We start from the raw sequence: 25472 nt of genomic DNA on the forward strand, positions 1-25472 counted from the left end.
GATGTTATTTTTTGCAACTTTTAAAGATAAGAAAATCTTTTTAATTGCAACCAAATCTTAAAATTATAAATTTTGAATACTAAGGATTCTATACTAAAAATCGCCAAAGAAACTATTGCTTTAGAAAGTGCTTCGATTAGTAATTTAGCAACGTTAATTGATAATGATTTTGCTGAAGCAGTACAACTTATATATAAATCTAAAGGTCGTGTAATTATTACAGGAATTGGTAAAAGTGCAATTATTGCAACAAAAATTGTTGCAACATTAAATTCTACTGGAACACCTGCTGTTTTCATGCACGCTGCAGATGCTATTCATGGAGATTTAGGATTAATACTTGAAGATGATGTTGTAATTTGTATATCTAAAAGCGGAAACACTCCAGAGATAAAAGTACTAGTACCTTTAATAAAAAATGCAAAAAATAAAATGATTGCCATTACTGGCAATAAAGATTCTTTTTTAGGTACTCAAGCAGATTATGTATTAAACGCTTATGTAGCTAAGGAAGCTTGCCCTAATAATTTGGCTCCAACAACTAGTACAACTGCACAATTAGTAATTGGTGATGCTTTAGCTGTTTGTTTATTAGAAATTAGAGGTTTTTCGAGTAAGGATTTTGCAAAATATCATCCTGGTGGCGCTTTAGGTAAAAAACTTTATTTACGAGTTCAGGATTTATCTTCTGTTAATAATAAACCTCAAGTACAATTAGATACAGATGTAAAAAAAGTAATTATTGAAATATCTGAAAGTTTACTTGGTGTTACTGCCGTTACAGAAAACAATAAAATTGTAGGTATTATTACCGATGGTGATTTAAGACGTATGCTTACTAAAGTAGATGATTTTACTGGTTTAACAGCTAAAGATATTATGGGTAGTAATCCTAAAACCATTAACGAAGAAGCTATGGCTGTAGATGCTATGGAACTTATGGAAACCAACGGTATTTCTCAATTATTAGTCGAAAACAATGGTGAGTATGCCGGTGTTATACACATACATAATTTAATAAAAGAAGGAATTATTTAATGGCTAAACCAGATGTAAACAGCATGTCCTTTTTAGATCATCTTGAAGATTTAAGATGGCATTTAATTAGAATTTTTATTTCAATAGTAATATGTGGTACAGTAGCATTTATTTTTGGAACATTTATAATGGATAACATTATTATGTGGCCCAAGAAAATGTCTTTTCCTACTTACCAGTGGCTGTGTAATATTTCTCAATTTTTTGGAATTGAAGACACCACTTTTTGTCAAGCCGAGTTTCCTTTTATTATTCAAAATAGAACTATGGCCGGACAGTTTTCGGCACATATTTGGACCTCTTTTTATGCCGGTTTTATTATTGCTTTTCCTTATATTATATATCAATTATGGCATTTTATAAGTCCAGGAATGAAAGAGAATGAACGTAAAACCTCTAGAGGTTTTATTATAATTTCCTCTATCCTTTTCTTTATTGGTGTATTATTTGGTTACTTTATAATAATTCCACTCTCTATTAATTTCTTGGCTAATTATATTGTAAGTGCAGAAATATTAAACGAAATAGATATAAGTTCTTATATTTCTTTAATTAGATCATCATCATTAGCAGCAGGATTTGTTTTCGAACTTCCTATTGTTATATACTTCTTAACTAAAGTTGGTTTAGTAACACCAGAAATTTTAAAAAAATACAGAAAATTTGCACTTGTAATTGTGCTTATCCTTTCTGCTATAATTACACCTCCAGATATTGCGAGCCAAATTATTGTGGCAATACCAATATTAATATTATACCAGGTTAGTATATTTATTTCTAGAATGGTAGTTAAAAAACAGAAAAAGAAAAATAGAAAAGATGTCACAGTCAGTTAAAGAATTCAACGATTACCGTTCTAAAATGAACGATAAAATATTATCAGACAATAATAAAATTATAAAACGTATTTTTAATCTAGACACTAATGCCTTTACAGAAGGTGCTCTAGATGTTGCAACAAAAGAACTTTTAGGCTTAGTTGCCTCAACCGTTTTACGTTGTGATGATTGCGTAAAATACCACTTAGAGTCATGCCATAAAGCTGGTTTATCTAAAGAAAAAGTTGTAGAAACATTAAGTATTGCTACATTAATTGGTGGTACTATTGTAATTCCTCATTTAAGAAGAGCTTATGAGTATTGGGAAGAATTAGAAACCCAAAGTTAAACTTTATATAAACTAATTTTAGTTTAAGTACAACTTTAGTATTTTTATCACTTATATTTAATTTTATGAAATTAAGAGCCGAACATTTAATGAAGTCCTACAATGGGCGAAAAGTAGTAAAAGACGTTTCTTTAGAAGTTAATACTGGAGAAATTGTAGGTTTATTAGGACCTAATGGTGCCGGAAAAACAACATCTTTCTACATGATTGTTGGCTTAATAAAACCTAATGATGGTGATATATTTTTAGAAGGAACAAACATCACCAAATACCCAATGTATAAACGTGCTCAAAACGGTATTGGTTATCTAGCACAAGAAGCTTCGGTCTTTAGAAAATTAAGCATTGAAGATAATATTTTAAGTGTTTTACAATTAACAAAATTAAGCAAGAAAGAGCAATTACATAAAATGGAATCGCTTATAGAAGAGTTTAGTTTAGGACATATAAGAAAAAATAGAGGAGATTTATTATCTGGTGGAGAACGTAGAAGAACAGAAATTGCTCGTGCCCTAGCAACCGATCCTAATTTTATTCTTTTAGATGAGCCTTTTGCAGGAGTAGATCCTGTAGCTGTTGAAGATATACAACGTATTATTGCTCGATTAGCAAAAAAAGATATTGGAATTTTAATTACCGATCATAACGTACAAGAAACTCTAGCTATTACAGATAGAACTTACCTTATGTTTGAAGGTGGTATTCTTAAAGCCGGTGTACCAGAAGAACTAGCTGCAGATGAAATGGTGCGTAAAGTATATTTAGGTCAAAATTTCGAACTTCGTAAAACGAAAATTGATTTTTAAAAACCAAACTAATGCTAGGTTGGTTTACTTTTTAAATTGTTTTAAAATTTTCTTGAAAATAAGAACAACTATTAACGCTACAATACCCACTAACAAACCAACAATAAAATCTCTTAAAATAGAAGGTATCTGTTCTAGAAAATGATGAAAGAATTCTATATTATGAACAAAAATACCACCTGCAACTAATAATAATGCAATGGTTCCAATAACCGATAAACTTTTTATTATTATAGGTAAAGCTTTAACAAAAAAGTTACCAATTATTGCAGAAAAACCTTTTCCATCTTTACTTAAACTTATAAGTTTATAACCAAAATCGTCCATTCTAACTAAAAGAGCAACTATACCATAAACACCAACTGTTGCAATAATTGCAACAATAGAAACAATTGTAATTTGAAAACCTAACGATTCGTTTACAACCGTACCTAAAGCAATAATTACTATTTCTACAGAAAGAATAAAATCTGTAATAATTGCAGATTTTATTTTACCTTTTTCCAAAGCTACAACCTCTTTTTCGCTTAACTCTGCTTCTAAATCTATTTCTTTTTTAGGCTTATGTGGTACAAATAATTCGTAAATTTTTTCTGCTCCTTCAAAAGCCAAATAAACTCCACCTAACACTAAAACAACTGTAACTGCCCATGGCAAAAATGCACTTAATAAAAAGGCTATTGGTAAAATAATAAGCTTATTAATAAAAGAGCCTTTTGTAATTGCCCACAAAACTGGTAACTCTCTAGACGATACAAAACCGGAAGCTTTCTCTGCGTTTACAGCTAAATCATCTCCAAGAATACCAGCTGTTTTTTTGGTTGTTACTTTAGTCATAACAGCCACATCGTCCATTACTGCTGCGATATCATCTAATAATGCAAAAAATCCTGATGCCATAAAATTAAATTGTGTTTTGAGAAAAAATAGATAAGATTATGTATAGTATTATAATTACAGGAATTGCAACAAATTGAAGTACAATTAATAATACTAAACTTATAATAATAAAAATATAACGTAATACATTATTTTTAAAACTATAATCTTTAAACTTAAGTGCAAAAAGCTTAATACTAGAATTTAATAAATAACAACTTAAAAAAGCTAAAGAAATTAAAAACCATTTATTTAATATAATGTTATTTATTACATCACTATTTTGAAACTCTAATATTAATGGTAAAGACAGTATTAATAATGCGTTTGCTGGAGTTGGTAAGCCTTTAAAATAAGTTTGTTGCTCTTCATCTAAATTAAACTTTCCTAATCTATAAGCAGATGATAATGTTACAAATAAACCTATAATAGGTATAAAAGACATAGAAAAACCAGACCAATGTAAAGACCACTCGTTAGAAGCTGTCATTGCAGGAGCATCTACAGCTATTGCTATAAGCTTATAAAGTATAATTCCAGGAACCAAACCACTTGTAACCATATCTGCAAGAGAGTCTAATTGTAAACCTAAATCACTTTGCACATTAAGCTTTCGTGCTAGAAGTCCATCAAAAAAATCGAAAAATATACCTAAAAAAACAAAAAGAGCTGCTGTAACAAAAAGGTTATTTACAGCAAATAAAACTGCAATACTTCCGCATAACAAGTTTAGAAGTGTTACAAAATTAGGTATAAACTTTTTTATTTGCATTGGTTAGTTTTTTTGTAAAAATAACAAAGTATTTTATTTAAAACCACATCATTTAAATTTTAAAAATAACTTAATACAATATAGTAGTTGATTTAAAGTTTAATACATACCAGAAACAAAATAAATTTTGGTATTAAGTAAAAAGAAAAATTATTACCATCTTTGTAAAAAAATTGCAATTGAAATTAAAACTAACACTTGTGCTAACCATAGTGTCGCTATCACTATTTGCTCAGACCAAATATTCTAATGAGTTTATGAACATTGGTGTAGATGCGGCAGCTTTAGGAATGAGTAATGCTGTATCCTCAACTACAAGCGATGTTAATGCTGGATATTGGAATCCTTCAGGTTTAATTAATGTTGAAGATAATCAATTAGCATTAATGCATTCTAGTTATTTTGCTAACATTGCAAATTATGATTACGCTGCATTTGCAATGCCAATTGATGATAGAAGTACAATTGGAATCTCGCTAATTAGGTTTGCTGTAGACGATATTTTAGACACCACACAACTTATAGACGATCAAGGTAATGTAAATTACGACCGTATTAGTTTATTTTCTACCGCAGATTATGGTTTTACTTTTTCTTATGCCAGAAAACTACCTGTTCAAGGTTTAAATTACGGAATTAATGCAAAAGTAATCCGTCGTGTTATTGGTGATTTTGCTAATTCTTGGGGATTTGGATTTGATGCCGGAATACAATTTCAAACAGATAATAATTGGAAATTTGGTATTATGGCTCGAGATATAACTACAACATTTAACTCTTGGAGTTATGATGAAGAGTCTTTTGCTAGGATACAAAATGCTATTGAAGGACAAAATCAGGAATTACCAGAATCTTCTGAAATTACTATACCTAAATTACAAATAGGAGTTTCTAAAAGCTATCTATTTCACTACGATTATAGCTTTAAAACAGCATTAGATTTAAATGTTCGTTTTGAACAAAATAACGATATTATTTCTACTTCTTTTGCCAGCATAAATCCTGCATTAGGTTTTGAATTTGGATATGTAGACATGATTTTTTTAAGAACAGGTGTTGGAAATTTTCAAAACGAATTACAAATTGATAATTCTGAAAGTTTAAGTTTTCAGCCTAGTTTTGGAGTTGGTTTTAAATATAAAGGCATACACGTAGATTACGCTTTTACAGATATTGGAGACCAAAGTGTAGCATTATATTCTAATGTTTTTTCTCTAAAGTTAGACTTTAGCGCTTTTAGATAAAATTTATTTTATGAAGCAATTTTTATTTACCTCTCTTCTACTTTCCTTCTTTTTATCGTTTTCTCAAATACCTCAATTAACAGAAAATACCGAAATTAGTATTATTACCATTGGACCTGGAAACTTATTAAATGATAGTTTTGGACATAATGGATTTAGGGTTAAAAACAATTTTCAAGATATTGTTTATGATTATGGTCGCTACAACTTTAACGACCCTAATTTTTATACCAATTTTGCAAAAGGAAAATTAAAATATTTAATGGGAGCTGCTAATACAAAAGATGTTCTCTCTTTTTACAAACAACAAAATAGAACTATAAAAGAACAAATTCTTAACTTAAACCAACAACAAAAAGAAAATCTTTTAAGTTATTTAGCAAATAACTATAAACCTGAAAACAGACCATATCTTTACGATTTTTTCTATGATAATTGCGCTACAAAAATGCGAGATGTTTCTGAAAATATATTAAACGGTAATATAAAATATAACACACCTAAGGTTTATAAAAAAGAAACATTTAGAGAGCTTATTCAAAATAATTTATATTGGAATTCTTGGGGAAGTTTTGGTATTGATATTGCACTAGGCTCTGTAATAGATAGAATTGCAACTCCAAGAGAGTATATGTTTTTACCAGAAAACATTTTTCAATTTTTTGAGGCTGCCACTTTTAAAGACTCTAAAATACCTATAGTAAAATCATCACACATTATATACGCTCAAAAAGGATACTTTGCAAAAGGTTCTTTTTTTACAAGCCCAATTTTTATTCTATCATTAATCAGTTTATTTATCCTTTTTATAACGTACAAGAACAAGAAAAATAACAAACGTTCTAAGTGGTTAGACACTATTATTTTTACTGTTACTGGAATTGTAGGCTTATTGTTACTTCTACTTTGGTTTGCCACAGATCACACTGCTACAGCGCAAAATTATAATTTACTTTGGGCATGCCCTATTAGTTTAATTGCAATATTTCAAATTTTTAAAAAGCGACCAAAACAATGGTTTATTAGCTATTTAAAACTACTAGTAATTATGTTATGCTTAATGACGCTGCATTGGTTTATTGGCGTTCAAGTATATGCTTATGCATTAATTCCAATACTTATTGCTTTATGTATTAGATATGTTTTTTTAATTTGGTTTTTTACCAGGAAAATTGCAAGATAATTGTGATAAAAACATTTTTATATTTAACTACTGACCTCTAAAGAAAACAATAGTACTTAAAGTTTTAATAATTATATTAAAGTCTAGAAGAAAACTTCTGTGCTTAATATAATATAAGTCGTATTCTAATTTAACTTGACTGTCGTCTATACTTGACCCATACCGTGCTAATACTTGCGCCCAACCAGTTAAACCTGGTTTTACAATATGCCTAGTGTGATAAAAAGGAATAACCAAAGCTAGTTCATTTACAAAAATTGGACGTTCTGGTCTTGGTCCAATAATGCTCATTTCTCCTTTTAAAATATTTATAAGTTGTGGTAGCTCGTCTAAACGTGTTCTTCTTAAAAAACGACCAAAAGAAGTAACTCTTGCATCGTTTTTTGTTGCCCAAACTGCTCCATCAGCTTCGGCATTTTTAACCATACTTCTAAATTTAAATATTTTAAATATTTTTCCATTTTTACCAATACGTTCTTGAGAATATAATAAAGGACCACGATTTCCTATAGCATTGCCTATAGCAATAAAAGGTAAAAATAACAGTGTACAAAAAATGCCTATAACGGATAAAATTATATCAAAAACGCGCCTATAGGCTAAATAAAGTTTATTTTTATTGTTTCTACTAAATGGAAAATATTTGTAAAAATCTTTGCCTATAAAACTTACAGGAACTCTGTAAGACATATCTTCATAAACTTGAGTATATTCTCTAATAGGATAACCGCGTTCTAAAAGCGTTGTTAAATCTACATAAATTGAAGGAGTAATACGTTCTGAATTAGAACTCGCTACTACTACTTCTGATATGTTTTTGTCTATAATAATTTTATGAATCTCGTTAGGAGAATACTGTGTTAACCCTTTAAATTTTACCGAGTTTTCATTTTCTGCTTCGCAATTAATAAAGCCTATTATTTGATAATTAGGATCTGCAGCATTAAGCGAAGCAATAATAGCCTCTACATTAGACACTTCGGCTACTAACAAAGCACGTTTATAAAATCTGGGAGATGCAATAAATGTAATATAAGCTAACCTCCAAATTAAAAGTGGAAATAAAATTGCCAAGTAGAAATAAAGAATTTGAATTCTATTTTCTGGTAATGTTGGTGTATAATAAGGTGTTAAAAGATATACTAAAACTGTTATGGAAGTAGTTAAAACTATAGCACTGGAAACAGTTTCTATTTTACTTGATTTTTTTAAATCGTATAACTCGAAAATTGTCCCGAATCCCATAATATAAATTACTAAAACCACTAACCATCGCCAATGTGTTTCGTCAATTTTTATATAATCGAATCCTGAAAAAAAACTAAAAATATACAACGCTAATCCTATAAAAAAAACATCGAGAATCCTTAATAATATTTTACGTTCTGATATTTCAAAATGAATATTAGACTTTGAAGTCATGGATTAACTGGTATAATTTTTTATGTAAATATACTAAGTAATATGAGTATTGCAATGTTTAAACAAGAATTGACTTCCATTTTTCTTTTACCATAGTCCAACTAAACGCTTCAACTTTATTTCTAGCTTGTTTTGTTATAACTTTAACAGCTTCATAATTTTCTTTAAAGCTTAAAATTTCTAAAACAAATGCCTCAACATTATTTGGTTTCACTAAAACACCTGTTTCTCCGTTTTTTATTAAAAAAGGTAATCCTCCAACATTAGTAGATATAACAGGAAAGCCCAAAGCCATAGCTTCAATAATACTTACTGGCATATTATCGAAATTTGTTGTATTTATAAAAACATTATAGTCTTGAGATAATTTTATCCATGAACGCTTAGATAATTTACCTGTAAAATTAACCTCAACATTTAAGGATTTTGCATAAACTTGAGTGTTTTGTAAACTGCCATCATTATCTGGACCAACCATTGTTAAACTTGCTATTTCTCCTTTATCTTGTAACGCTTTTAAAATATCAACAGCTAATTTTGGGTTATATATTTCTGAAAAAGAACGTACCCAAAGTAATTTAATTTCTTCTATCTTTCTATGCTTAAATGCATAGTTTTCAATGGCTATAGCATTTGGAATAATAACAATGTTATTATAGCCAAAATCTTTAAAATTAGACTGTATATATTCTGAGGGCGCTATATTTAAGTATGCTTTATTAAATATGGCTTTGCTTAATTTTGGATTGTTTTTTAAACGGTTTGGTAAATTTCCACCGTGTAAAATTGGAAGATATTTTAAATTAAAGAAACGACATAATTGACTACATAAATAAGCATAATAGAAATTTTGAGTACTATAAGTATCTATTAAAACATAATTTGTCCATTTTCTATTTTTTACAATAGCCAACAACATATCCAACAAACGTAAAATTTTATTTGTTTTACTAGAAGCTGTTTTAACGGCATAACCTTCAGCAATAAAAGCTTGGCTAAGCGTATCTATAGTTGTAGCAGTTTTACCTTTTTGAGATAGCTTGTTTCCTATGTATAGGAGGTTTTTCATAATTTATAGATAGTAAACACAAGCCATAAATAAAAGCTGGTGCTGCAATACGCATGGACGAATGATTAATAGTTAAAAACCAAAATAGGAAAAAAGAATAAAAAAAGATATTAGATTTATTTCTTATTCTAAGTATTAACGGTGTTAGAAATAAAATACTAAAAGCAAATAGCCCAAATAAACCGTGTTCTGATAAAATACGACTCATTTCGTTATGGGAAGCTGCTTTTACACCTGTTTTCTCAAAACGTAATTCTTTAGATTTTCCTACGCCAATGCCAAAAAACGGATTTTCTAAAAAAGCATTTAACTCGAAAGCCATTAAATCACTTCGGCCAGTAGAAAAATCTTCTTTTTCTCTTCCTAAGGCATCTTCATTATTATATCTATTTTCAATAATTCCGTTAGTTTGTAAGGATGAAATTGTCCAAATCGACAGTCCTAAAAAAACAAATAAAGTCGTTAAAAAAACAACACGCTTTTTATTTTTTCCTGTTGATTTTTTAAAATAGAGTACTATAAAAGCTAATATCATAAAAATTGCAACTATAACGCCACCTCTACTAAAAGTTACAATAGCACGAAATGAAATAACTGCAAGTAAAATTATATTTATAATTTTAGAAAATTTATATGGCGATTTAGAAAAAAAACGAACTGTAAAAATAAACATACCAATACCCAAAACAGTTGCAACTTGATTAGGTCCAAAACCACCAGAAGTGTCGAAATTAGAACCTGTTCCGCTTATTACTTCTCTTACACTTGGATTGTAAAGAAAAAGATAAACAGTTGTAGAAATTAATGGTAAAGCTATGTAAAAAAGTAGTTTTTGAAAACTAACATATGTTATCACTTTTTGATAGCAAAAAATAGCTACAATACCCAGACAAAACGGTCCACTTAAATTAAATGCAATCGCTTTTCTAATAACAGTATCTGTTGTTTGATTAAAGCCACTAACAAAAATACCAAGAATTAGAAGCATGATATAAAGTACATATACAAAGCTTTTTTGAGATAATCGAGTCGTTACAATACCCACCAAACTAAAAAATATAATCATATATTTTGAAGCTTCGTAAAGAATACTCCCACCTGTCATTCTAATAAAAACCTCAGCTCCAACAATGTAAGCACAAGCTAGTAATATTTCTAAAGTTCTTTCTTTGGTTGTAGATTTTATTATTCTGAAGAAAAAATAAATAAAAATTCCTACTAAATAAATATTAGATAATAATGGCACTGCAAAAACTGCCATTGCGATAATAACATGTAATCCTATTAATTTTATCTCGTTTAAAAATTTCACTAGAGTTCTAAAATAGTATTATAATTTGTTATTAGCGTGTTTATAATTTTGCGAGACGAAAAATGATTAGTCACATGCTTTTTAAAAGCTTCTCCTTTTTGCTTTGCAAAGTCTAAATTATCTATATAATTCTGAATTCCGTTTGCTAATCGCACACTGTTTTTTGGTGGTATTAAAATTCCTAATTCACCTTTTAAAATTACTTTACCACAATCTCCAACATTAGTTACTACAACTGGTAACCCAGCAAATCCATACTCTAAAAGCGCCATTGGTAAACCTTCTGAAAGTGAAGATAATATACCAACATTACTTTGGTTTAAAGCATTAGAAACATCAGAGATACTACCATAAAAAAAGATACTTTTGTCTAAATTATCAACTTTTACTTTATCTATTATTGCTTTAGAGTATGCATCTTCAAACGATTTCCCAACACAATGCAAAGACCATTCTGGATTATTTTTATAGATTATTTTAAAAGCATCAATAGCATTGAAATAATCTTTATCAGGACGTAAATTTGCCAATAATATAATTCGCTTTCCCGCCTTACCTTTTAATTGCGTTTTAGGCTCAACATCCTGTTTTACAACAAAGTTTGGCATAAAACTAACAAGCTTACATTTTAAATTTTGTTTAGACCAGTTTACTAGATTTTCATTCACACAAAAAATTTGAGAAAAAGACTTCGAGCATTGCTTTAAAATAAGTGTATTTATTTTACTGCTTGTTGCTCTATTTCCAAAATGATCGTGCCAAATAATTTTTAAATTTTTGTTTAAAGTTTTTAAAATACTAGCTAAAAAAAAAGAAGTGGAATGTGCGTGAATTACATCAATTTTATTCTGTTTAACAAAAGCACTTAGTGTTTTAATTGCTTTGGCGTCAATAGTTTTTGTTTTATTTAAAAAAAGATAATTAACTTGAGGATTAATACTCTCCTTTAACAATCCTTCTTCCCTTGTGGCACATAGGTAAGAAACTTCAATTTTAGAAACTAAAGCATTGGCAATATTAACTGCCACACGCTCTGCGCCTCCTGGATGTAAAGAATCTATTAATTGTAAAACCCTCATTTATTGTTGTAATAGTTTTGCTATTTCCTTTTCAAACTTATCTAAAGTATAATGCTGAGACCATTTTAAAGCATTTTTAGACATTAATTTTAGTCGCGCTTCATCTTCTAGCACAATTTCTATTTCTTGTATTGCTGCTTCTAATTCTGCTGTAATTAAAATACCTCTTTTACCATAATCTAACATGAAAGGTACGCAGGAAATTTTAGTTACCACAGGAACACATCCAAAAAACATAGCTTCTGCAATGGCTTTTGGCCAGCCTTCAGATTTAGAAGGTAATATTGAAAAATGTGCTGTTTTTAAAGCTGCTTTTACCACATCTTTACTTTGATTGCCGTGGATGGTAATAATATTATGTAATTTATTTGTAGAAACATATTGAGACAATTTATCTTTTAAATTACCGTCACCAAACAAATCTAAACTCACATTATAGCCTTTTTGTTTTAAATGTTCTATAATTTGAATGGCTAATAGCGGACGTTTACCAATCACCAAACTTCCAATAAACACAAATCGTAGTTTTTTACTATAATCTCGTGATGGTATAGTTTCAATTTCTGAAGCTTTATATGTTGCAGTAAAAAATGGTTTTATATTTTTAGATTGGTTTTCCCAATCGCCATATACTAAAACCTGCATATTTCTGGTTAAAAAGGTATTGGCTAATAACCATTTTTGAAATCTGTAACTTAATGGTTGTGTAGCTTCAGGATCCCAATTACCAGCATATTTTGCGGTTTTTGCTTTCTTCGGAAAAAATATTTGTACAACACATCCTAACAAACCCATATTTCCAGGACATCGTAAATGTATATGATCTGCTTTCTGACAGGCTCTAAACAATTTAAAAAAGAGTAATGGTAAATTTAAAAGCGATAAGAAAATATGTTTTACACTAGTAAATTGAATACCTGGAACACTCTCTAATTTTAAATTTTTATGTTCATAAGGCATTTCTATGGCATTAATAATACCATCAGTTTTTGGAGCTATAACTGTTGTATTATCCACATACTTTAACCATACGTTCATTTCACGAACGTAAGGTGCATAACTAAAAACCTGTTGATTTTTAGTTTTATGTATAGCATGAGAAATAATTAAAAAATTCATCTTTGTATTTTAGGAGCATTAAAAATTAATGACCACCAACCTACTATTCGTCCTAAACTTTCGGTAAACGCTTCTTTTCTTTTTGATGTGGTAATAACGTTGAGAAATCTTAATTTAATGAGCAAAATAGCGGTTACATGCCATTTAAACCGTGCTTTTAAAGTTGGATTTGGATATTTTACACGCCATACATACCAACCGTTTCTAATCACCATTTTTCCGTAATTAAATTTATTTGGTCTTCCAGATGCATCGTGATAATGTGCTAACTGCGCAGCTGTATTTATATATAATTTTCCGGTTTTTGCTAAACGTAAAGAAAAGTCAGCATCTTCATACAAACCATAACCTTCAAAATAGGTTGAAAATGAAAAGTGATTAAACACGTCTTTTTTATAAGATGAAACGCCTCCCATTATTTGCTCTACAGGATATATTTTTCCTGAAGGCGGTAAAAAACTAACAGATCTTCCGTTAGAAAATGTGGGCATGAAACCTGGTGGCACATCTGGTAAGACACCAAATAAACGCCTAATTTTAAAACGTAATGGCTCTTTACGTTGCCAACCATCATAATAAAAATAATTGGCATTATTTGTAGTGTTTTGCTTTTGCCATACTATCTCATTGGTTATATAACCTCCAACTGCTAACGCGTTAGGTTTTGTTTTGTAAGTTCCTATTAAGGCTTCAAAATAATTTGGAGTTAATATGATATCATCATCTAAAAAACAGATAATTTCTGTATCGTCTTCAACCAGATTTATACCATAATTACGTTGCTTAGTAAGTCCACGATTACCTTCATCTACCTTATAATAACTTAGATTTTCAAAATTATTTTTATTTAAAATAGTTTCAGTTTTAATATCCGTTGAACCATCAATAATTAGAATACTGTTAGGATACATTGTTTGCGCTCTAACCGATTGCAACAACTTTAAAAGTGGTTGTGGCCGCATGTAGGTACAGATGATTAGAGCGAACTTCATTTTAATTATTTTGTACGTTTACCTAAGTCCATTAACTTTTTTGCATAAAAAACCGACTTATTAAATTGCAGTAGTCGCATTGGTAACTTTATAAGTCTAAAAGGCCATTCTATTACTTTAGCTTTGGTAAAATAAAACACAAAGTATTTAATTTTGTACTCTTTACGTTGCCTTGGTGTAAAATGTTTATGTAACTGATACATAATAGTTGGGCTAGGTTTTGGCACAATATTTTTAACAGGCGTATCTAATTCCCAAGGTTGTTTTTTTCTTTTCTTTCCTCTTATTTTCGCTTGGTTTCCCCAAAAACGATAACCTCCAACTGGTGGCTTTAAATGTAAATTTACAGAAAATGGATTGTGTAAAACGGTAACGCCTAATTTTGTTATGGCCATCCCGAAATCGCTGTCTTCTCCATAACCACCATCGTAATTAATATCGTTACCAACAAGCGTATCTACAACGCGTTTAGAAACACAAGAATTTGCATTACTAAAGGATTGTGCTGCTCCAACTTTCCAGCGTTCGTTATCGAATGCTTTTAATTTTATATCTAAATCTTCTAAGGTTTGCTGTTGGTGCTCCGCTCTAATATCTAAACCATTACATGCTTCGGCATTATAGGTTTGCAATAAACGAATGTGATTTTCTATAAACTGAGGTTGTAATCTTACATCATCATCGCCAAAAACAATATAATCTCCAGTACACAAATCGATAGCCTCATTACGTGCACGACAGCTACCTTTACTGGTTTGCCATTTAAAAGTGACTTTAAATGAATAATTATCTTCGTTATATAACGTTAAATCTCTTGCTTTTTCTGGTGTTGCATCGACCACTACAACTTCTGTAGGTTTGTAGGTTTGATTCTCTAAATCGTTTAATAAATTTAAAGTAAAATCCTGACGCAGCATGGTTGGAATTATATAGCTAACAGTAGGTTGTCCTTTAATAGCATTTAGCTGTCTAGGTGCAACCACCTTTTTTTTAGGTTTTAAAGTGAATTGCTTCGCGTAGTTATATGCTTTTAACTCACTTAGTTTCCAAATGCCTTTTCTAAATAGCATGTAGATAGCATGAGACTTTTTAAAGCTTTTAAAATAAAAAGTATAGCTATCTTTTTTAGGAATATTTATCTCTTCTTTTGAAGCTGGAAATAATCCTTTTATATATAACGGAATTGCTCCTTGGTAACGTAAGCCATTAAAACCAAAATCTAAAGCTGCGGTTTGTGTACTTATATAATCGCTATCAAAACCTCCTAAAGTTTCCCAAGCGTCTTTTCTTACTGCAAATTGATTTGGGTTCACTCTCCAACTCACACACTTATCTAAATTATTGAAATCGCTAGCATACCAGAAATAAACTACAGATTGATATACGATTTCTGGAAATGCATTTTTATAGCCTTGGTCTAAACTGCTATGCCAAATATCGCCTTCGCTAAGTGCTAAAGTATCTAATACATCGAGATTAGGATTACCAACATATAAAATTATGCTTCCGTTTGATGCTATATATTCTTTAAAATTCACTTACTTTTTTCTTTTATAGTTTTACTGTAAAATTGAACACTTTGTGCTGCAACCAAATCATTACTAAAAGTCGTTTCCACTTTTTTTCTAGCCACTATTCCAAATTGCTGACTTAATGTTTCGTTTTCAAGCAATTCTAAAATTCTATTTGCGAATGTGTTATGTTCGGTTGGATGTACTAAAAACCCTTCTTTTTTATCATTAATAACTTCTTTAGCCCAACCAATATTTGAAGCTACTACCGCTTTTTCCATTGCCATAGCTTCTATCCAAGATACAGGTAAAGCTTCTGCAAAAGTAGGAAAAACACAAACATTAGCCTTCTTAATTAAATTTTGCATTTTAGAATAATCTACTGCTCCTTTATAGTCAACTTGTTTTATACTTGTTTTAGTAAATAAATGCTTCATTAATTGCCAGGTAGATGGATTGCCTGTAGTAATATCCGGACTGTCTTTTCCTACTAAAACAAGCTTTACTTTTGGATGTTTTTCATGTACCAAATTAAATATATAAGGTAATTCTAATAGTCCCTTTTTCCGAATTAATGTACCAAAATATAATATAGTTTTTTCTGTAGATGTGTTTTCTTGCGGACTAAATAACTTTAAATTAATTCCATTATGGATAACTTTAAAGTTTCTATTTAATCCAAATAAAGTATTCGTTAATTCTGCTGTGTATTTACTTACCGAAATAATACCATCGGCATTTTTAAACGCTTTTTTTTCATGGTATTTATTGATTGTTTTAACTTTTCTATTATCTAAATGACAAAAGTAAGTATCACTGCCATGTAATCTTAAAACCAAAGGACATGTTAGATTTATAAATGATGAAATACCTGTCCAATCTGGTGCTTCAATAATATCTATTTTATTTTCAGAATGTAAAGTATTTGCTAATTTTTCAATTTTTTTCTTGGTTAAAAACCATGATAGACCTTTAATTTTAGGATTCTTAATTTTATAAATAGTTATATCTCCATCTTTAAAAAAACCATCTTCCTTTTGTCCATAAACTAAAACTGATACTCTATGTTTTTGTTTAACCAATGCCATAGCTAAATGCTTAATACTAGTACCAATACCTCCTGAATGCCCTAAGCTTTCATGTGGATATTCTGGTGTTAGGAAGGCTATTTTCATTTTTATTTTAAAAGGTTTAAGTGTTTTTCTACCATAAAATCTATAGAAAACTTGGTTTCAATTAAATCCCTTGTATTAATTTTAATCTGCTTTTCTCCTGTAATTATAGATTGTAAAAGTACAGTTAACGCCTGTATATCTTTAGTTTTAAATATATAACCATTTTCGCCGTTTGTAATCACTTCTTCATTGCCTCCAACTGGTGTTGTAATTACTGGAATATTTGCTGCTAAACTTTCTAAAATAGATAAGCTAAAACACTCCATATGTGTTGGTTGCAACATATAATCGTAATGTTGATAAGTTGATTTTAATGAAGCACTATTGCCTTTAAAATTAAAAACAAATTCTAATTTATGTAAGGTTACTAGTTTTAATAGCTCAGTTTTATATTGTCCATCTCCGTAAACGTCAATTTTTAAATTTTTAATTAAAGGTTGTGGTAATTTACTAACCGCAATAATTAAATCTTGAATACCTTTTGAAAATCGTAAATGAGACACCACTAAAAATTTAGGATTCAATGTGGCTCTCTGGGTAGTTTTAGGTATAATATCTTGTATTAAAACGCCATTGTAAATTGTTTTTGTCTTAGGTTTTAAAAACCAACCAAAATCGTTTAAAATAGCATGACTAGTATAATCTGAAACACCAATTAATTGATCGATATGTTTGGCATATAAATAGCCTTTTACTCGCTTTTTAAGTTGTTTTACTAGCGGATAACCACCTAAAGGTCTTGGATTATGATCTACTGCTATAATTTTTGTATTTAATATTTTTTTGACCTCAGCATGAAATGAAGTGCATAACTCTACAAAATGAGTAATAACATATGTGTAATGCGTTTTATTATTTTTTATATGATTAATGAATGATGCTTCAATTGAAGTGTTTAAATTAGCGATAATATTAAATGTATTATAATCGCCGTGCGTTGCTCTATTCGGAAAAAACCAATCAACAGTTATATTTTGTTCTTCACATTTTTTATTAAATGCCCAGAAAAAATAATCCATGCCACCAATTCGGTTTTCTAGTAGTTTATAGTTACAAATTATGGCAATGTGTTGTTTTACGACCATTCCAATAATGTTTTTGCAATTCTACTACTAGTTCCTTTAAGTTCCTTACTAATCTCTAATTTAATAAGTGCTTCTCTATATTCTTTTCTTAATTCTGGTTGCTGTAAAGCTTCCGTTAAGTATTTATGCAATTCGGTTTCATTTTTTGCAATCGCTACAGCTTTACTATCTATAACATATTCTAAATGTGCATAATTTAAAAACAGTTGATCGTTATAAAGTCCGTTACTTTCGTTTCCAAAAACAGTGTAAATAACTGGTTTATTAAACAACATAAAATCCAATCCCATTGTAGAGCACATGTTTACGTTAACATCTGAAAATTCTAAAACAGCTCTCAAATCTTTAACATCTTCAATAGATGGAATGCGTTGCGACCAAGACTCTGCATGGTTACTTCTTGTTAAATTCCATTTTGGTACGTTCCATATTATTTCTGGAAATTTACTTTTTAAAGACTCAAATCGCGAGCCATCTTCGGCAGGAGAAGTTCTTACTAATAATTGTAAATTAAGTTCTGGTTTATTTTTTAGGTATTGCATTACAGAGGTTATATGTACGCTATCATTAGCACCAATACTTTTATCTGCACAACTATAACAAACCAAACCTTTTGTTAGGTCTAAATTAAATTTTTTAAAAAAACTTAATTTATCTGTTTTGTATTTATCCATAACGTAAGGCTCGAATTGTGGTGTCCCAATAACCTTTATGTTTTTTTGATTTACTTTACTGTAAAATTGCTCTAATTCCTTTTTCATTAAATTACTCCAAACTAGATAGTAATCGAAATTTGAAGCCATTCTTCCTTTGGAAGCTAAATTATCCCAACTAAAAATAAAGGCTGCTGTTTTTACTTTTAATTTTTTTGCAACGTATGCTAAAGGTGCAATGTATGGAGGACGTTGATGCGTAAAGAATAAAATATCAAAATTTTCTTGTTTTAAAATACATTTATATTCCTTAGTTATTTTATTACTGGAAAAGGTAAAATCTTGTAAGTTTTGAAAAGTTTGAATATTTTTTTCAGAATGAAAAAAATTGGTTAATTTATAGATAAATCGCGTTCCATAACCTCTTGTTGTTTTTAATTTAGAAGTATTAACAGATAAGTTATGTTGAATACCAAAATTTCCTTTGGCATGTAATTTTAAATGTGCGACTTCTTTCGCTTTTCTAAAAAACCATGTTTTATAGTGTTCTTTAAAAACGTTTAATTCTATAATACGACAATTTGTGTGTCCTTTATAAACTGACGCTGGTAAACATGATAATATTACAATATTGTTAAATTCTTTTTCAGCAGCGTTTAAAAAATCACTTAATATATAATTTCTAAAACCAACACCATCTGTAATAACTAAGCCTAATGTTTTCATGACAATGTAATAAACTGTTTTTGGTGATTAGTGTTCCAAAATGTTTGAAGTTTTAAAGTTTCTAAAAAAGCCTGAGCACTATTTCCTATGCCAAAAGCCACTTCTTCTTTTGTTTTAATTATTTTCTTACACGCGATAGCATTTTCTATATCTTTAGCGTTATAACTGGTGTTAATAATAGAATTTAAAGATGACCGATTATCTTGTCTGGTTCCAATATTAATAGTTGGTATACCATAATAAGGTGCTTCTCTAATTCCAGCGCTACTGTTTCCAATTATAAATTCTGCATTTTTTAAGAGTGTTAAAAAATATTCAAATCTAACCGAAGGAAACACTCTAAACTTCTCGTGTTGCATGAGTTGCTTATAAGCTTTTAGTATAATTTTACTTCCTAAGTCGTTATTAGGAAAAATTACTACGTAGTTTTTATTACTTGCTATAAGTGCGCTTACAAAGTTTTGCGCATAAACTGCCATGTTGTTATATTCCGTAGTTACCGGATGAAACATAGCTACTGCATAATTAGAAAACTGAATATTATAATATGTTTTTACCGTTTCTAAATCTGGCAATGTATTAGAGAACATAATATCTATATCTGGAGAACCAATAGTAAATATAGATTCTGGTAATTCTCCCATTTGTTTTAAAAGATTTTTTGCATTCTTGTTGGCTACAAAATGAATATGACTCATTTTACTGGTTGCATGGCGTATAAGCTCGTCTATAGTTCCAGACAATTCACCACCTTCAATATGCGCCACTAAAATATTATTTAAACTACCAACAATTGCTCCCGCTAAAGCTTCTACACGATCGCCATGAATAACTATTAGATCTGGTTGTGTAGTTTTAACAAACGCCGAAAAACCAGAAATGGTTTTCGCCAATGTTAAATCCATAGTCGCTTCGTGTGTATGATTATTAAAAGTTGAAATATTTTTAAATCCGCAACGCTCGACTTCTATAAGTGTGTAACCATATTCCTCAAGCATATGCATACCAGTAACGAAAATATGTGCTTCAAAATCTTCTTGATTTTCAAGGATTTGAATTAAGGATTTTATTTTTCCAAAATCTGCCCGTGTACCTGTTAAAAACGCTATTTTTTTCATTTATTTTATAGCCTTTATTTTTAATGTGTCGTCATTTAAAACAATACTATTCCTTTTTACATTTTTACTCACCAACACATGCGCTCCAATAATAACGTTATCTTCAATGTTTAATTCGCCTAGAATTGAAGAATTGCAATACAACTTTACATTATTTCCAATAGTAAGCCCACTACCTTCTCCATTTTTTTTATGACCAATAGTACAACCTTGATGGATTACAAAACCTTTACCAATAATATTTCTACTTCCTATTACTGTGCCCTGGCCATGCACTACACAAAATCCTTCGCCAATAGTATTATTAAAATAAATTTCGCAAGCACAAAGTTCCTTTAATAACCAATGAATTTGCGGTTTACATTTTTCGTTATTTGTATTGTGCAACTCATTTCCTAATCGATAAAGAAAAACAGCCAGTTCATTACTATTTGTTTGTATTCGTTGTTGTATTTCTGCTTTACTTAAATTTGGCAAATGATAGTTTACATCTTTAATTGTTTTTTTAAAAGCCGCATCAATTACCTTTTCAGGTATTGCTATTGGTTTATAAACTTTAGTTAATAAAAATGAAACAAATTCTACCATTACTTAATATCTGCCCAAGTTAATTGTTCATCATTTGCTATGGATCTGGTTGCTTTTTTACCTAAAACGTCTTCAAATTTATCAGCCAAAATTGAACCTGTTCCTGGTCGTTTTACCCAAATATTGTCTTTTGTAAAAGTCTCACCTGCTGCTATTGCCTTTATAGTGCATACCGTTGCAAATGCAAAATCTATAGTCACTTGCTCTTCTTTTGCAGGTGCCTTAGTGCCACCTCGCATTAATGCCATTTCGGCACTGTCTTTTATTAATGCTTTACAGGCTTGCTCATCCATACTACACACTATATCAGGTCCTTTGCGTTCCATATGGTCTGTAAAATGACGTTCTAAAATCGATCCGCCAAGTGCTACAGCACCTAAACACGCATTGTTATTTAAAGTGTGATCACTCAATCCAAATACTTTATCAGGAAACGCTTCATGCAACTCCATCATAGCGCCAAAACGGACTAAATGTGTTGGTGTTGGGTATAAATTTGTGGTATGCAATAAAGCAACTGGCACTTTATATTTATCAAAAATAGCGACTGCTTTTTTTACACTGTCTATGGTATTCATACCTGTACTTAATATTACAGGTTTTCCAAATTGTGCAATATGCTCTAAAAGCGGATAATTATTACATTCTCCCGAACCTATTTTATAGGCAGGAATATCAAAACGTTTTAAACGCTCAGCTGCTGCTCTCGAAAATGGCGTAGAAATAAAAATCATGCCTTTAGATTCTACATAATGTTTAAGCGTTAATTCATCGGCTTCATCTAATGAGCAACGTTCCATAATATCGTAAATAGATACGTCTGCATTACCAGGAATCACTTGTTTTGCTGCACTACTCATTTCATCGGCTACAATATGAGTTTGGTGTTTTACAACCTCAACACCTGCACGATGTGCAGCATCTACCATTTGCTTTGCTATTTCTAAAGAGCCTTCATGGTTTATACCAATTTCGGCAATAACTAATGGTGGATAATCTGGGCCTATTTTTCTACCGGCTATTTCTATGTATGGATTACTCATTATTGTAATGGTTTAGCATAAACGCAGCATAATCAAAATCGTCTTGTGTATCGATATCAACTTTTGCAAAAGGATGATCAATTACTAAAGGATAGGCATCCTTAGTTATAATTTCATCATTTAAAATACAGCTAGCCTTGGTGATGTATAGTAAACCGTTTTCATAATACAAAGGTTCTAAATCTTGACTGCGCTGTCCTGGTTTATAATTATAGGGTTTAAACTGCTCGTTTTTTATAGTCCCAAATTTAAGATGATTTTGAGACACTGTAAACAAACTGCCTGCTTTTACTTGATTAAAAATAGTAAATGCATCTTGTAATAATTCTTTTGGTCTTAACGGATTAGTGGCTTGCAATAGTACCACAGCATCTACTTTAGTATTTATAGCGCCTAAAACATGTTTTAATGCACTTACCGTAGGCTCAAAATCTCCAGCTAAATGCTTTGGTCTTTCTATTACCTCAGCGCCATGAGCTAATGCTATTGCCCTAGTAGACTCACAATCTGTAGACACATAAACAGCGTCTATAAAATCAAACTGTTTAGCATAATTAATACTGTGCACCAATAATGGTATACCTCCCAAAAGTTTTATGTTCTTTTTAGGTAGGCGTTTGGAGTGGCCTCTAGCTGGTATAATGGCGATCGTTTTGATAGGTTATGCTATTTTTATTCTGTATATTATTTTATTCCATGCTAAGCTATTAAAAATTAAGGGCATTTTTTTCACAAAGCGTAGTACATTTATTACTAGTTTCTTATTACTAATATCTAATTTCTCTAGGTTTTTTTCTATATAATTTATATTCTTTCTATCATTATTGCTTAAAGATTTCCTATACATTGTAATTAACAACCTAAAACAACTTTGAGTGATTTCAGAATCTTCTTTTAGGTTTCTTTTTAAATTTTGAAAAACGGTATAGGTTTCAGAATATTTATTTTCAGGAATGTAACTTTTACTTTTACTACTAATTGAATTTGGGTGAGACCTGTAACTGTATAAACTATCTGTAATAATATTATATTTATCGTTTTTATAGAACAATCGTGTAAATAATTCAAATTCTTGTCCTTTTGTTAAATCTAATTTGAACAACTCATTTGTTTTTAAAAATGATTTTTTAAACATGACTGCATTGGTTACAATCTTCAATCTCCAAAAAAAATATTCTTTATAAACATTATTTGTATCGTAAATTGGCATTTTTTTTATAAGATTTAAATCTTTGTCCACAAAATCGCCTCCAGAAACAACAAAATCTAAATTATTATTTTTAAAAAAACAACTTACTTTTTTCTCAATAAAATCGGGATGCATTACATCATCACTATCAAACCAATTTATTAAAGCTCCATTAGATTTTTCAAAACCATAATTCCTACAAGAATTACCTCCTTTAACAAGGTTCTGAGGTCTTTTGTACAATTTAAATCTAGCATCATTAACTATATTATTATTGATAATTAATAAGCTATTATCAGTAGAACCATCATCAACAATTATGCATTCCCAATTTTTAGACGTTTGATTTTTAATACTCAAAATAGTGTCTTGTATAAACTTTGCACTATTATAATTTGGTATGATTATAGAAACTAATACATCTTTATCCATTTGTTTCTATTTTTTCAAATTGGTCTTTAAAATATTTTAATCCAATATAATTTTGCAAATCGGGCCTATTAAGTTTTAGATTTGAATCTTTCCAGTTTTGATAAAGCTCTGTTATATGTGATATAATTTCCTCAACTTTATGCACTTCTGTTTGAAATTTATATTTTTCTCCTAGTAACCTTCTCGTTTCACTTTGCTTTGGACTTAAGGCTAAAATAGGTCTATTAGCATAAACACAATGTGGAAATTTACCTGGTAAAAAAGGACTAATTTCTGAATTTGATTCTAAAATAATATTTACCGAAACATTATGCTGTAATGTATTAACTATTTCAAAAGGCACACTTTGTAAATGTAATTTTAATTGCGGTAGTAATACTGACTCTTTTTCGAGGTTTTTTTTATGATAACTTGCTGGCCCAATTAATAACAATCTAGAGTGTTGTTTAGCTTTTGGGTTCGCTTCTAAAAATTTTTTAAAAGCATTAATTAATACAAATGGTGGGCGTTGCTTCATTAAATTTCCTGCATGCAATAAAGTGAATGTATTTTCATCTAAAAGTGAATTATACTCTCCTAAATCTTGTAAAACATCTATTTTTAACTGCTGATGCGGTATTATTAATCCTGTGTCTAAAAACTTAGGAAAAAATTGTCCCATCCATTCTTTTAATAATTGACTTGGAAACGCTGAGTATTTGGCAGACTCTGAAACTGTTCTAAAAAACTGCTCTTTTTGTTTATATCCTGATTCGACCCAATTATAAGGCTTTGGATACAAATGAAACGGATAAGGATCATGCACATAAGCCAACCACTTATTATAAAGTTCTGGCAAACTTAATAGAGCATGATGCGGTCTAAAACTAGCGCCTTGACTTAAAGTTATTATTAAATCGTGATTGTTATAATGTTTACTTATAGCCTTTGTAATACTTTTAGAATCGTTATAAAAGGTAAAGGAATGACCGAATATACGCTCTAAGTTTCTAGAAATATTAATTTTTGTTACTCTTTGAAATACACGCTGTGCACGACTTAAAAAATAATACAGACTACTTTTATTTTCTTTAATATTAATACAGTTTACATCAGGCAGCAGTATTGCTTTGCGTGTATAATGCAATACTGTTACAGTATAATTACATAACAGTAAAGCATTAATTAATGCGACATTGGCTTTGGCACCACTTGTTGCATTGACATCTATAGATTCTGCTATAACTAATATATTGTTTTTAGTATTCATACACTTACCAATTGACTCTCCAATCGATATTATTTTTTACAATTTTTGCAGGATTTCCTGCAATAATATTATTATTAGTATTAAAACTATTAGTTACAACACTTCCTAATCCTACTATATTTATTGAACCTATTTTTACGCCTGGCGCAAACTTACAAGATGAACCTATATAATTATTATCACCAATTTCTATGTCTAAATTCTTACCTGTCTTTGTATGTATTGAACCGTGCGTCCAAAATTCAGAATTTTTTCCTGCAATCCATGAATCATTTCCAATAGTTATGTTATTCCAAACATCGAAATAGTGATTATTTATAACTCTAGAATTATTTCCAATTTTAAAAACACCACTGCCAACAATGTTATTATTGGAATGAAATACAGTATTATCTCCAATTATTAAAGTATTACATGTAAAATTGTTTCCATTAGCTATTTTTACATTGTCTCCAATGTTTAAGGTTTCGCAGTTAAAATATGCTTTTCCTATTGTTACATTCTTGCCTATATTATAACCTTTAAAGGTTTTTAATAGCATTACTTTAACATTAGAGGTTGGTAAGTGTTTTACAAATTTTAATATTATTTTTTTTAGCCTCATAAGCTTACTACATTACA

Annotated in this window: 25 protein-coding genes; 6 read left to right on the top strand and 19 right to left on the bottom strand. The window is 29.8% G+C overall.

Translation table 11 applies throughout. From position 1 onward, the window contains the following. Positions 1-72: 72 nt before the first annotated feature. The 4 genes from CLV86_RS07250 to lptB all read left to right on the top strand — a co-directional run bounded on the left by CLV86_RS07250 (position 73) and on the right by lptB (position 3011). Positions 73-1038 carry a KpsF/GutQ family sugar-phosphate isomerase gene (locus CLV86_RS07250; RefSeq protein WP_076733613.1) on the top strand — a complete coding sequence of 322 codons (966 nt, stop codon included), beginning with the start codon at positions 73-75 and terminating at the stop codon, positions 1036-1038. Continuing rightward, positions 1038-1874, top strand: coding sequence for a twin-arginine translocase subunit TatC (gene tatC, locus CLV86_RS07255; RefSeq protein WP_076733614.1), 837 nt, complete (start codon positions 1038-1040; stop codon positions 1872-1874). Before CLV86_RS07250 ends, tatC begins: the two co-directional genes overlap by 1 nt. Further along, positions 1858-2205 carry a carboxymuconolactone decarboxylase family protein gene (locus CLV86_RS07260; RefSeq protein WP_076733615.1) on the top strand — a complete coding sequence of 116 codons (348 nt, stop codon included), beginning with the start codon at positions 1858-1860 and terminating at the stop codon, positions 2203-2205. The genes tatC and CLV86_RS07260 overlap by 17 nt, the downstream gene beginning before the upstream one ends. 65 nt (positions 2206-2270) lie before the next feature. Next, positions 2271-3011, top strand: a complete 741-nt coding sequence (gene lptB / locus CLV86_RS07265; RefSeq protein WP_076733616.1) for an LPS export ABC transporter ATP-binding protein — start codon at positions 2271-2273, stop codon at positions 3009-3011. Positions 3012-3035: 24 nt separating this feature from the next. Here lptB and CLV86_RS07270 read toward each other — a convergent pair whose 3' ends face one another. Together CLV86_RS07270 and CLV86_RS07275 are read right to left on the bottom strand one after the other, a co-directional pair. Continuing rightward, a complete protein-coding gene (locus tag CLV86_RS07270; protein ID WP_121051237.1) occupies positions 3036-3911 on the bottom strand; it encodes a DUF808 domain-containing protein in 876 nt (291 codons plus the stop codon). A gap of 4 nt (positions 3912-3915) precedes the next feature. Beyond that, a complete protein-coding gene (locus CLV86_RS07275) occupies positions 3916-4662 on the bottom strand; it encodes a CDP-alcohol phosphatidyltransferase family protein (protein WP_121051239.1) in 747 nt (248 codons plus the stop codon). Between the two features lie 179 nt (positions 4663-4841). On the opposite strand from CLV86_RS07275, the gene CLV86_RS07280 reads away from it, so the two are divergent. Both CLV86_RS07280 and CLV86_RS07285 read left to right on the top strand, forming a co-directional pair. Continuing rightward, complete coding sequence (locus CLV86_RS07280) at positions 4842-5906, top strand: putative type IX sorting system protein PorV2 (RefSeq protein WP_428841387.1); 1065 nt, start codon at positions 4842-4844, stop codon at positions 5904-5906. 10 nt (positions 5907-5916) lie between these two features. Beyond that, positions 5917-7089, top strand: coding sequence for a lipoprotein N-acyltransferase Lnb domain-containing protein (locus CLV86_RS07285; protein ID WP_121051241.1), 1173 nt, complete (start codon positions 5917-5919; stop codon positions 7087-7089). A 27-nt stretch (positions 7090-7116) separates the two neighbouring features. Here CLV86_RS07285 and CLV86_RS07290 read toward each other — a convergent pair whose 3' ends face one another. From CLV86_RS07290 to CLV86_RS07370, 17 genes are read right to left on the bottom strand one after another with little or no spacing between them, the layout of a single operon-like run. Beyond that, complete coding sequence (locus tag CLV86_RS07290) at positions 7117-8511, bottom strand: sugar transferase (protein ID WP_121051243.1); 1395 nt, start codon at positions 8509-8511, stop codon at positions 7117-7119. A 58-nt stretch (positions 8512-8569) separates the two neighbouring features. Further along, on the bottom strand, positions 8570-9580 hold the full coding sequence (locus CLV86_RS07295) for a glycosyltransferase family 4 protein (protein ID WP_121051245.1): 1011 nt from the start codon (positions 9578-9580) through the stop codon (positions 8570-8572). Next, a complete protein-coding gene (locus tag CLV86_RS07300) occupies positions 9534-10892 on the bottom strand; it encodes an O-antigen ligase family protein (RefSeq protein WP_121051247.1) in 1359 nt (452 codons plus the stop codon). Before CLV86_RS07300 ends, CLV86_RS07295 begins: the two co-directional genes overlap by 47 nt. Further along, positions 10892-11971, bottom strand: a complete 1080-nt coding sequence (locus CLV86_RS07305) for a glycosyltransferase family 4 protein (protein ID WP_121051249.1) — start codon at positions 11969-11971, stop codon at positions 10892-10894. Before CLV86_RS07305 ends, CLV86_RS07300 begins: the two co-directional genes overlap by 1 nt. Further along, positions 11972-13090 carry a glycosyltransferase family 4 protein gene (locus CLV86_RS07310; RefSeq protein ID WP_121051251.1) on the bottom strand — a complete coding sequence of 373 codons (1119 nt, stop codon included), beginning with the start codon at positions 13088-13090 and terminating at the stop codon, positions 11972-11974. After that, positions 13087-14082, bottom strand: coding sequence for a glycosyltransferase family 2 protein (locus CLV86_RS07315; RefSeq protein ID WP_121051253.1), 996 nt, complete (start codon positions 14080-14082; stop codon positions 13087-13089). The genes CLV86_RS07310 and CLV86_RS07315 overlap by 4 nt, the downstream gene beginning before the upstream one ends. A 5-nt stretch (positions 14083-14087) precedes the next feature. Then, on the bottom strand, positions 14088-15620 hold the full coding sequence (locus CLV86_RS07320) for a glycosyltransferase family 2 protein (protein WP_121051255.1): 1533 nt from the start codon (positions 15618-15620) through the stop codon (positions 14088-14090). Further along, positions 15617-16768 (bottom strand): glycosyltransferase family 4 protein, encoded by a 1152-nt coding sequence (locus CLV86_RS07325; protein WP_121051257.1) that lies wholly within the window; start codon positions 16766-16768, stop codon positions 15617-15619. Before CLV86_RS07325 ends, CLV86_RS07320 begins: the two co-directional genes overlap by 4 nt. Before the next feature lie 2 nt (positions 16769-16770). Further along, entirely contained in the window at positions 16771-17853 is a 1083-nt protein-coding gene (locus tag CLV86_RS07330; RefSeq protein WP_249037465.1) for a glycosyltransferase family 4 protein, read from the bottom strand. Beyond that, positions 17844-19232: a hypothetical protein gene (locus tag CLV86_RS07335; RefSeq protein ID WP_121051259.1), complete on the bottom strand. Its 1389-nt coding sequence runs from the start codon at positions 19230-19232 to the stop codon at positions 17844-17846. The genes CLV86_RS07330 and CLV86_RS07335 overlap by 10 nt, the downstream gene beginning before the upstream one ends. Beyond that, positions 19229-20350: a UDP-N-acetylglucosamine 2-epimerase gene (gene neuC, locus CLV86_RS07340; protein ID WP_121051261.1), complete on the bottom strand. Its 1122-nt coding sequence runs from the start codon at positions 20348-20350 to the stop codon at positions 19229-19231. The genes CLV86_RS07335 and neuC overlap by 4 nt, the downstream gene beginning before the upstream one ends. Then, the gene (locus CLV86_RS07345) at positions 20351-20938 is read right to left on the bottom strand and encodes an LbetaH domain-containing protein (protein WP_121051263.1); all 588 of its coding nucleotides are present in this window, start codon (positions 20936-20938) and stop codon (positions 20351-20353) included. It abuts the gene before it with no gap. Then, positions 20938-21981, bottom strand: a complete 1044-nt coding sequence (locus CLV86_RS07350; protein ID WP_121051265.1) for an N-acetylneuraminate synthase family protein — start codon at positions 21979-21981, stop codon at positions 20938-20940. Before CLV86_RS07350 ends, CLV86_RS07345 begins: the two co-directional genes overlap by 1 nt. After that, positions 21974-22639: an acylneuraminate cytidylyltransferase family protein gene (locus CLV86_RS07355; protein ID WP_121051267.1), complete on the bottom strand. Its 666-nt coding sequence runs from the start codon at positions 22637-22639 to the stop codon at positions 21974-21976. Before CLV86_RS07355 ends, CLV86_RS07350 begins: the two co-directional genes overlap by 8 nt. Before the next feature lie 3 nt (positions 22640-22642). After that, positions 22643-23602, bottom strand: a complete 960-nt coding sequence (locus CLV86_RS07360; protein ID WP_121051269.1) for a glycosyltransferase family 2 protein — start codon at positions 23600-23602, stop codon at positions 22643-22645. Next, a complete protein-coding gene (locus CLV86_RS07365; RefSeq protein WP_121051271.1) occupies positions 23595-24851 on the bottom strand; it encodes a glycosyltransferase family protein in 1257 nt (418 codons plus the stop codon). The genes CLV86_RS07360 and CLV86_RS07365 overlap by 8 nt, the downstream gene beginning before the upstream one ends. 4 nt (positions 24852-24855) lie before the next feature. After that, positions 24856-25455, bottom strand: a complete 600-nt coding sequence (locus CLV86_RS07370; RefSeq protein WP_121051273.1) for an acyltransferase — start codon at positions 25453-25455, stop codon at positions 24856-24858. Between the last annotated feature and the right edge of the window lie 17 nt (positions 25456-25472).

It is taken from the genome of Lacinutrix venerupis, assembly GCF_003663945.1.
Taxonomy (GTDB): Bacteria; Bacteroidota; Bacteroidia; order Flavobacteriales; family Flavobacteriaceae; genus Lacinutrix; species Lacinutrix venerupis.

What these genes read in the sequence shown, in the direction of transcription:
- tatC (WP_076733614.1), top strand. Translation starts at nt 1,038, where the DNA reads ATGGCTAAACCAGATGTAAACAGCATGTCCTTTTTAGATCATCTTGAA.
- CLV86_RS07260 (WP_076733615.1), top strand. Translation starts at nt 1,858, where the DNA reads ATGTCACAGTCAGTTAAAGAATTCAACGATTACCGTTCTAAAATGAAC.
- lptB (WP_076733616.1), top strand. Translation starts at nt 2,271, where the DNA reads ATGAAATTAAGAGCCGAACATTTAATGAAGTCCTACAATGGGCGAAAA.
- CLV86_RS07270 (WP_121051237.1), bottom strand. Translation starts at nt 3,911, where the DNA reads ATGGCATCAGGATTTTTTGCATTATTAGATGATATCGCAGCAGTAATG.
- CLV86_RS07275 (WP_121051239.1), bottom strand. Translation starts at nt 4,662, where the DNA reads ATGCAAATAAAAAAGTTTATACCTAATTTTGTAACACTTCTAAACTTG.
- CLV86_RS07285 (WP_121051241.1), top strand. Translation starts at nt 5,917, where the DNA reads ATGAAGCAATTTTTATTTACCTCTCTTCTACTTTCCTTCTTTTTATCG.
- CLV86_RS07290 (WP_121051243.1), bottom strand. Translation starts at nt 8,511, where the DNA reads ATGACTTCAAAGTCTAATATTCATTTTGAAATATCAGAACGTAAAATA.
- CLV86_RS07295 (WP_121051245.1), bottom strand. Translation starts at nt 9,580, where the DNA reads ATGAAAAACCTCCTATACATAGGAAACAAGCTATCTCAAAAAGGTAAA.
- CLV86_RS07305 (WP_121051249.1), bottom strand. Translation starts at nt 11,971, where the DNA reads ATGAGGGTTTTACAATTAATAGATTCTTTACATCCAGGAGGCGCAGAG.
- CLV86_RS07310 (WP_121051251.1), bottom strand. Translation starts at nt 13,090, where the DNA reads ATGAATTTTTTAATTATTTCTCATGCTATACATAAAACTAAAAATCAA.
- CLV86_RS07315 (WP_121051253.1), bottom strand. Translation starts at nt 14,082, where the DNA reads ATGAAGTTCGCTCTAATCATCTGTACCTACATGCGGCCACAACCACTT.
- CLV86_RS07325 (WP_121051257.1), bottom strand. Translation starts at nt 16,768, where the DNA reads ATGAAAATAGCCTTCCTAACACCAGAATATCCACATGAAAGCTTAGGG.
- CLV86_RS07330 (WP_249037465.1), bottom strand. Translation starts at nt 17,853, where the DNA reads ATGGTCGTAAAACAACACATTGCCATAATTTGTAACTATAAACTACTA.
- CLV86_RS07335 (WP_121051259.1), bottom strand. Translation starts at nt 19,232, where the DNA reads ATGAAAACATTAGGCTTAGTTATTACAGATGGTGTTGGTTTTAGAAAT.
- neuC (WP_121051261.1), bottom strand. Translation starts at nt 20,350, where the DNA reads ATGAAAAAAATAGCGTTTTTAACAGGTACACGGGCAGATTTTGGAAAA.
- CLV86_RS07345 (WP_121051263.1), bottom strand. Translation starts at nt 20,938, where the DNA reads ATGGTAGAATTTGTTTCATTTTTATTAACTAAAGTTTATAAACCAATA.
- CLV86_RS07350 (WP_121051265.1), bottom strand. Translation starts at nt 21,981, where the DNA reads ATGAGTAATCCATACATAGAAATAGCCGGTAGAAAAATAGGCCCAGAT.
- CLV86_RS07360 (WP_121051269.1), bottom strand. Translation starts at nt 23,602, where the DNA reads ATGGATAAAGATGTATTAGTTTCTATAATCATACCAAATTATAATAGT.
- CLV86_RS07365 (WP_121051271.1), bottom strand. Translation starts at nt 24,851, where the DNA reads ATGAATACTAAAAACAATATATTAGTTATAGCAGAATCTATAGATGTC.
- CLV86_RS07370 (WP_121051273.1), bottom strand. Translation starts at nt 25,455, where the DNA reads ATGAGGCTAAAAAAAATAATATTAAAATTTGTAAAACACTTACCAACC.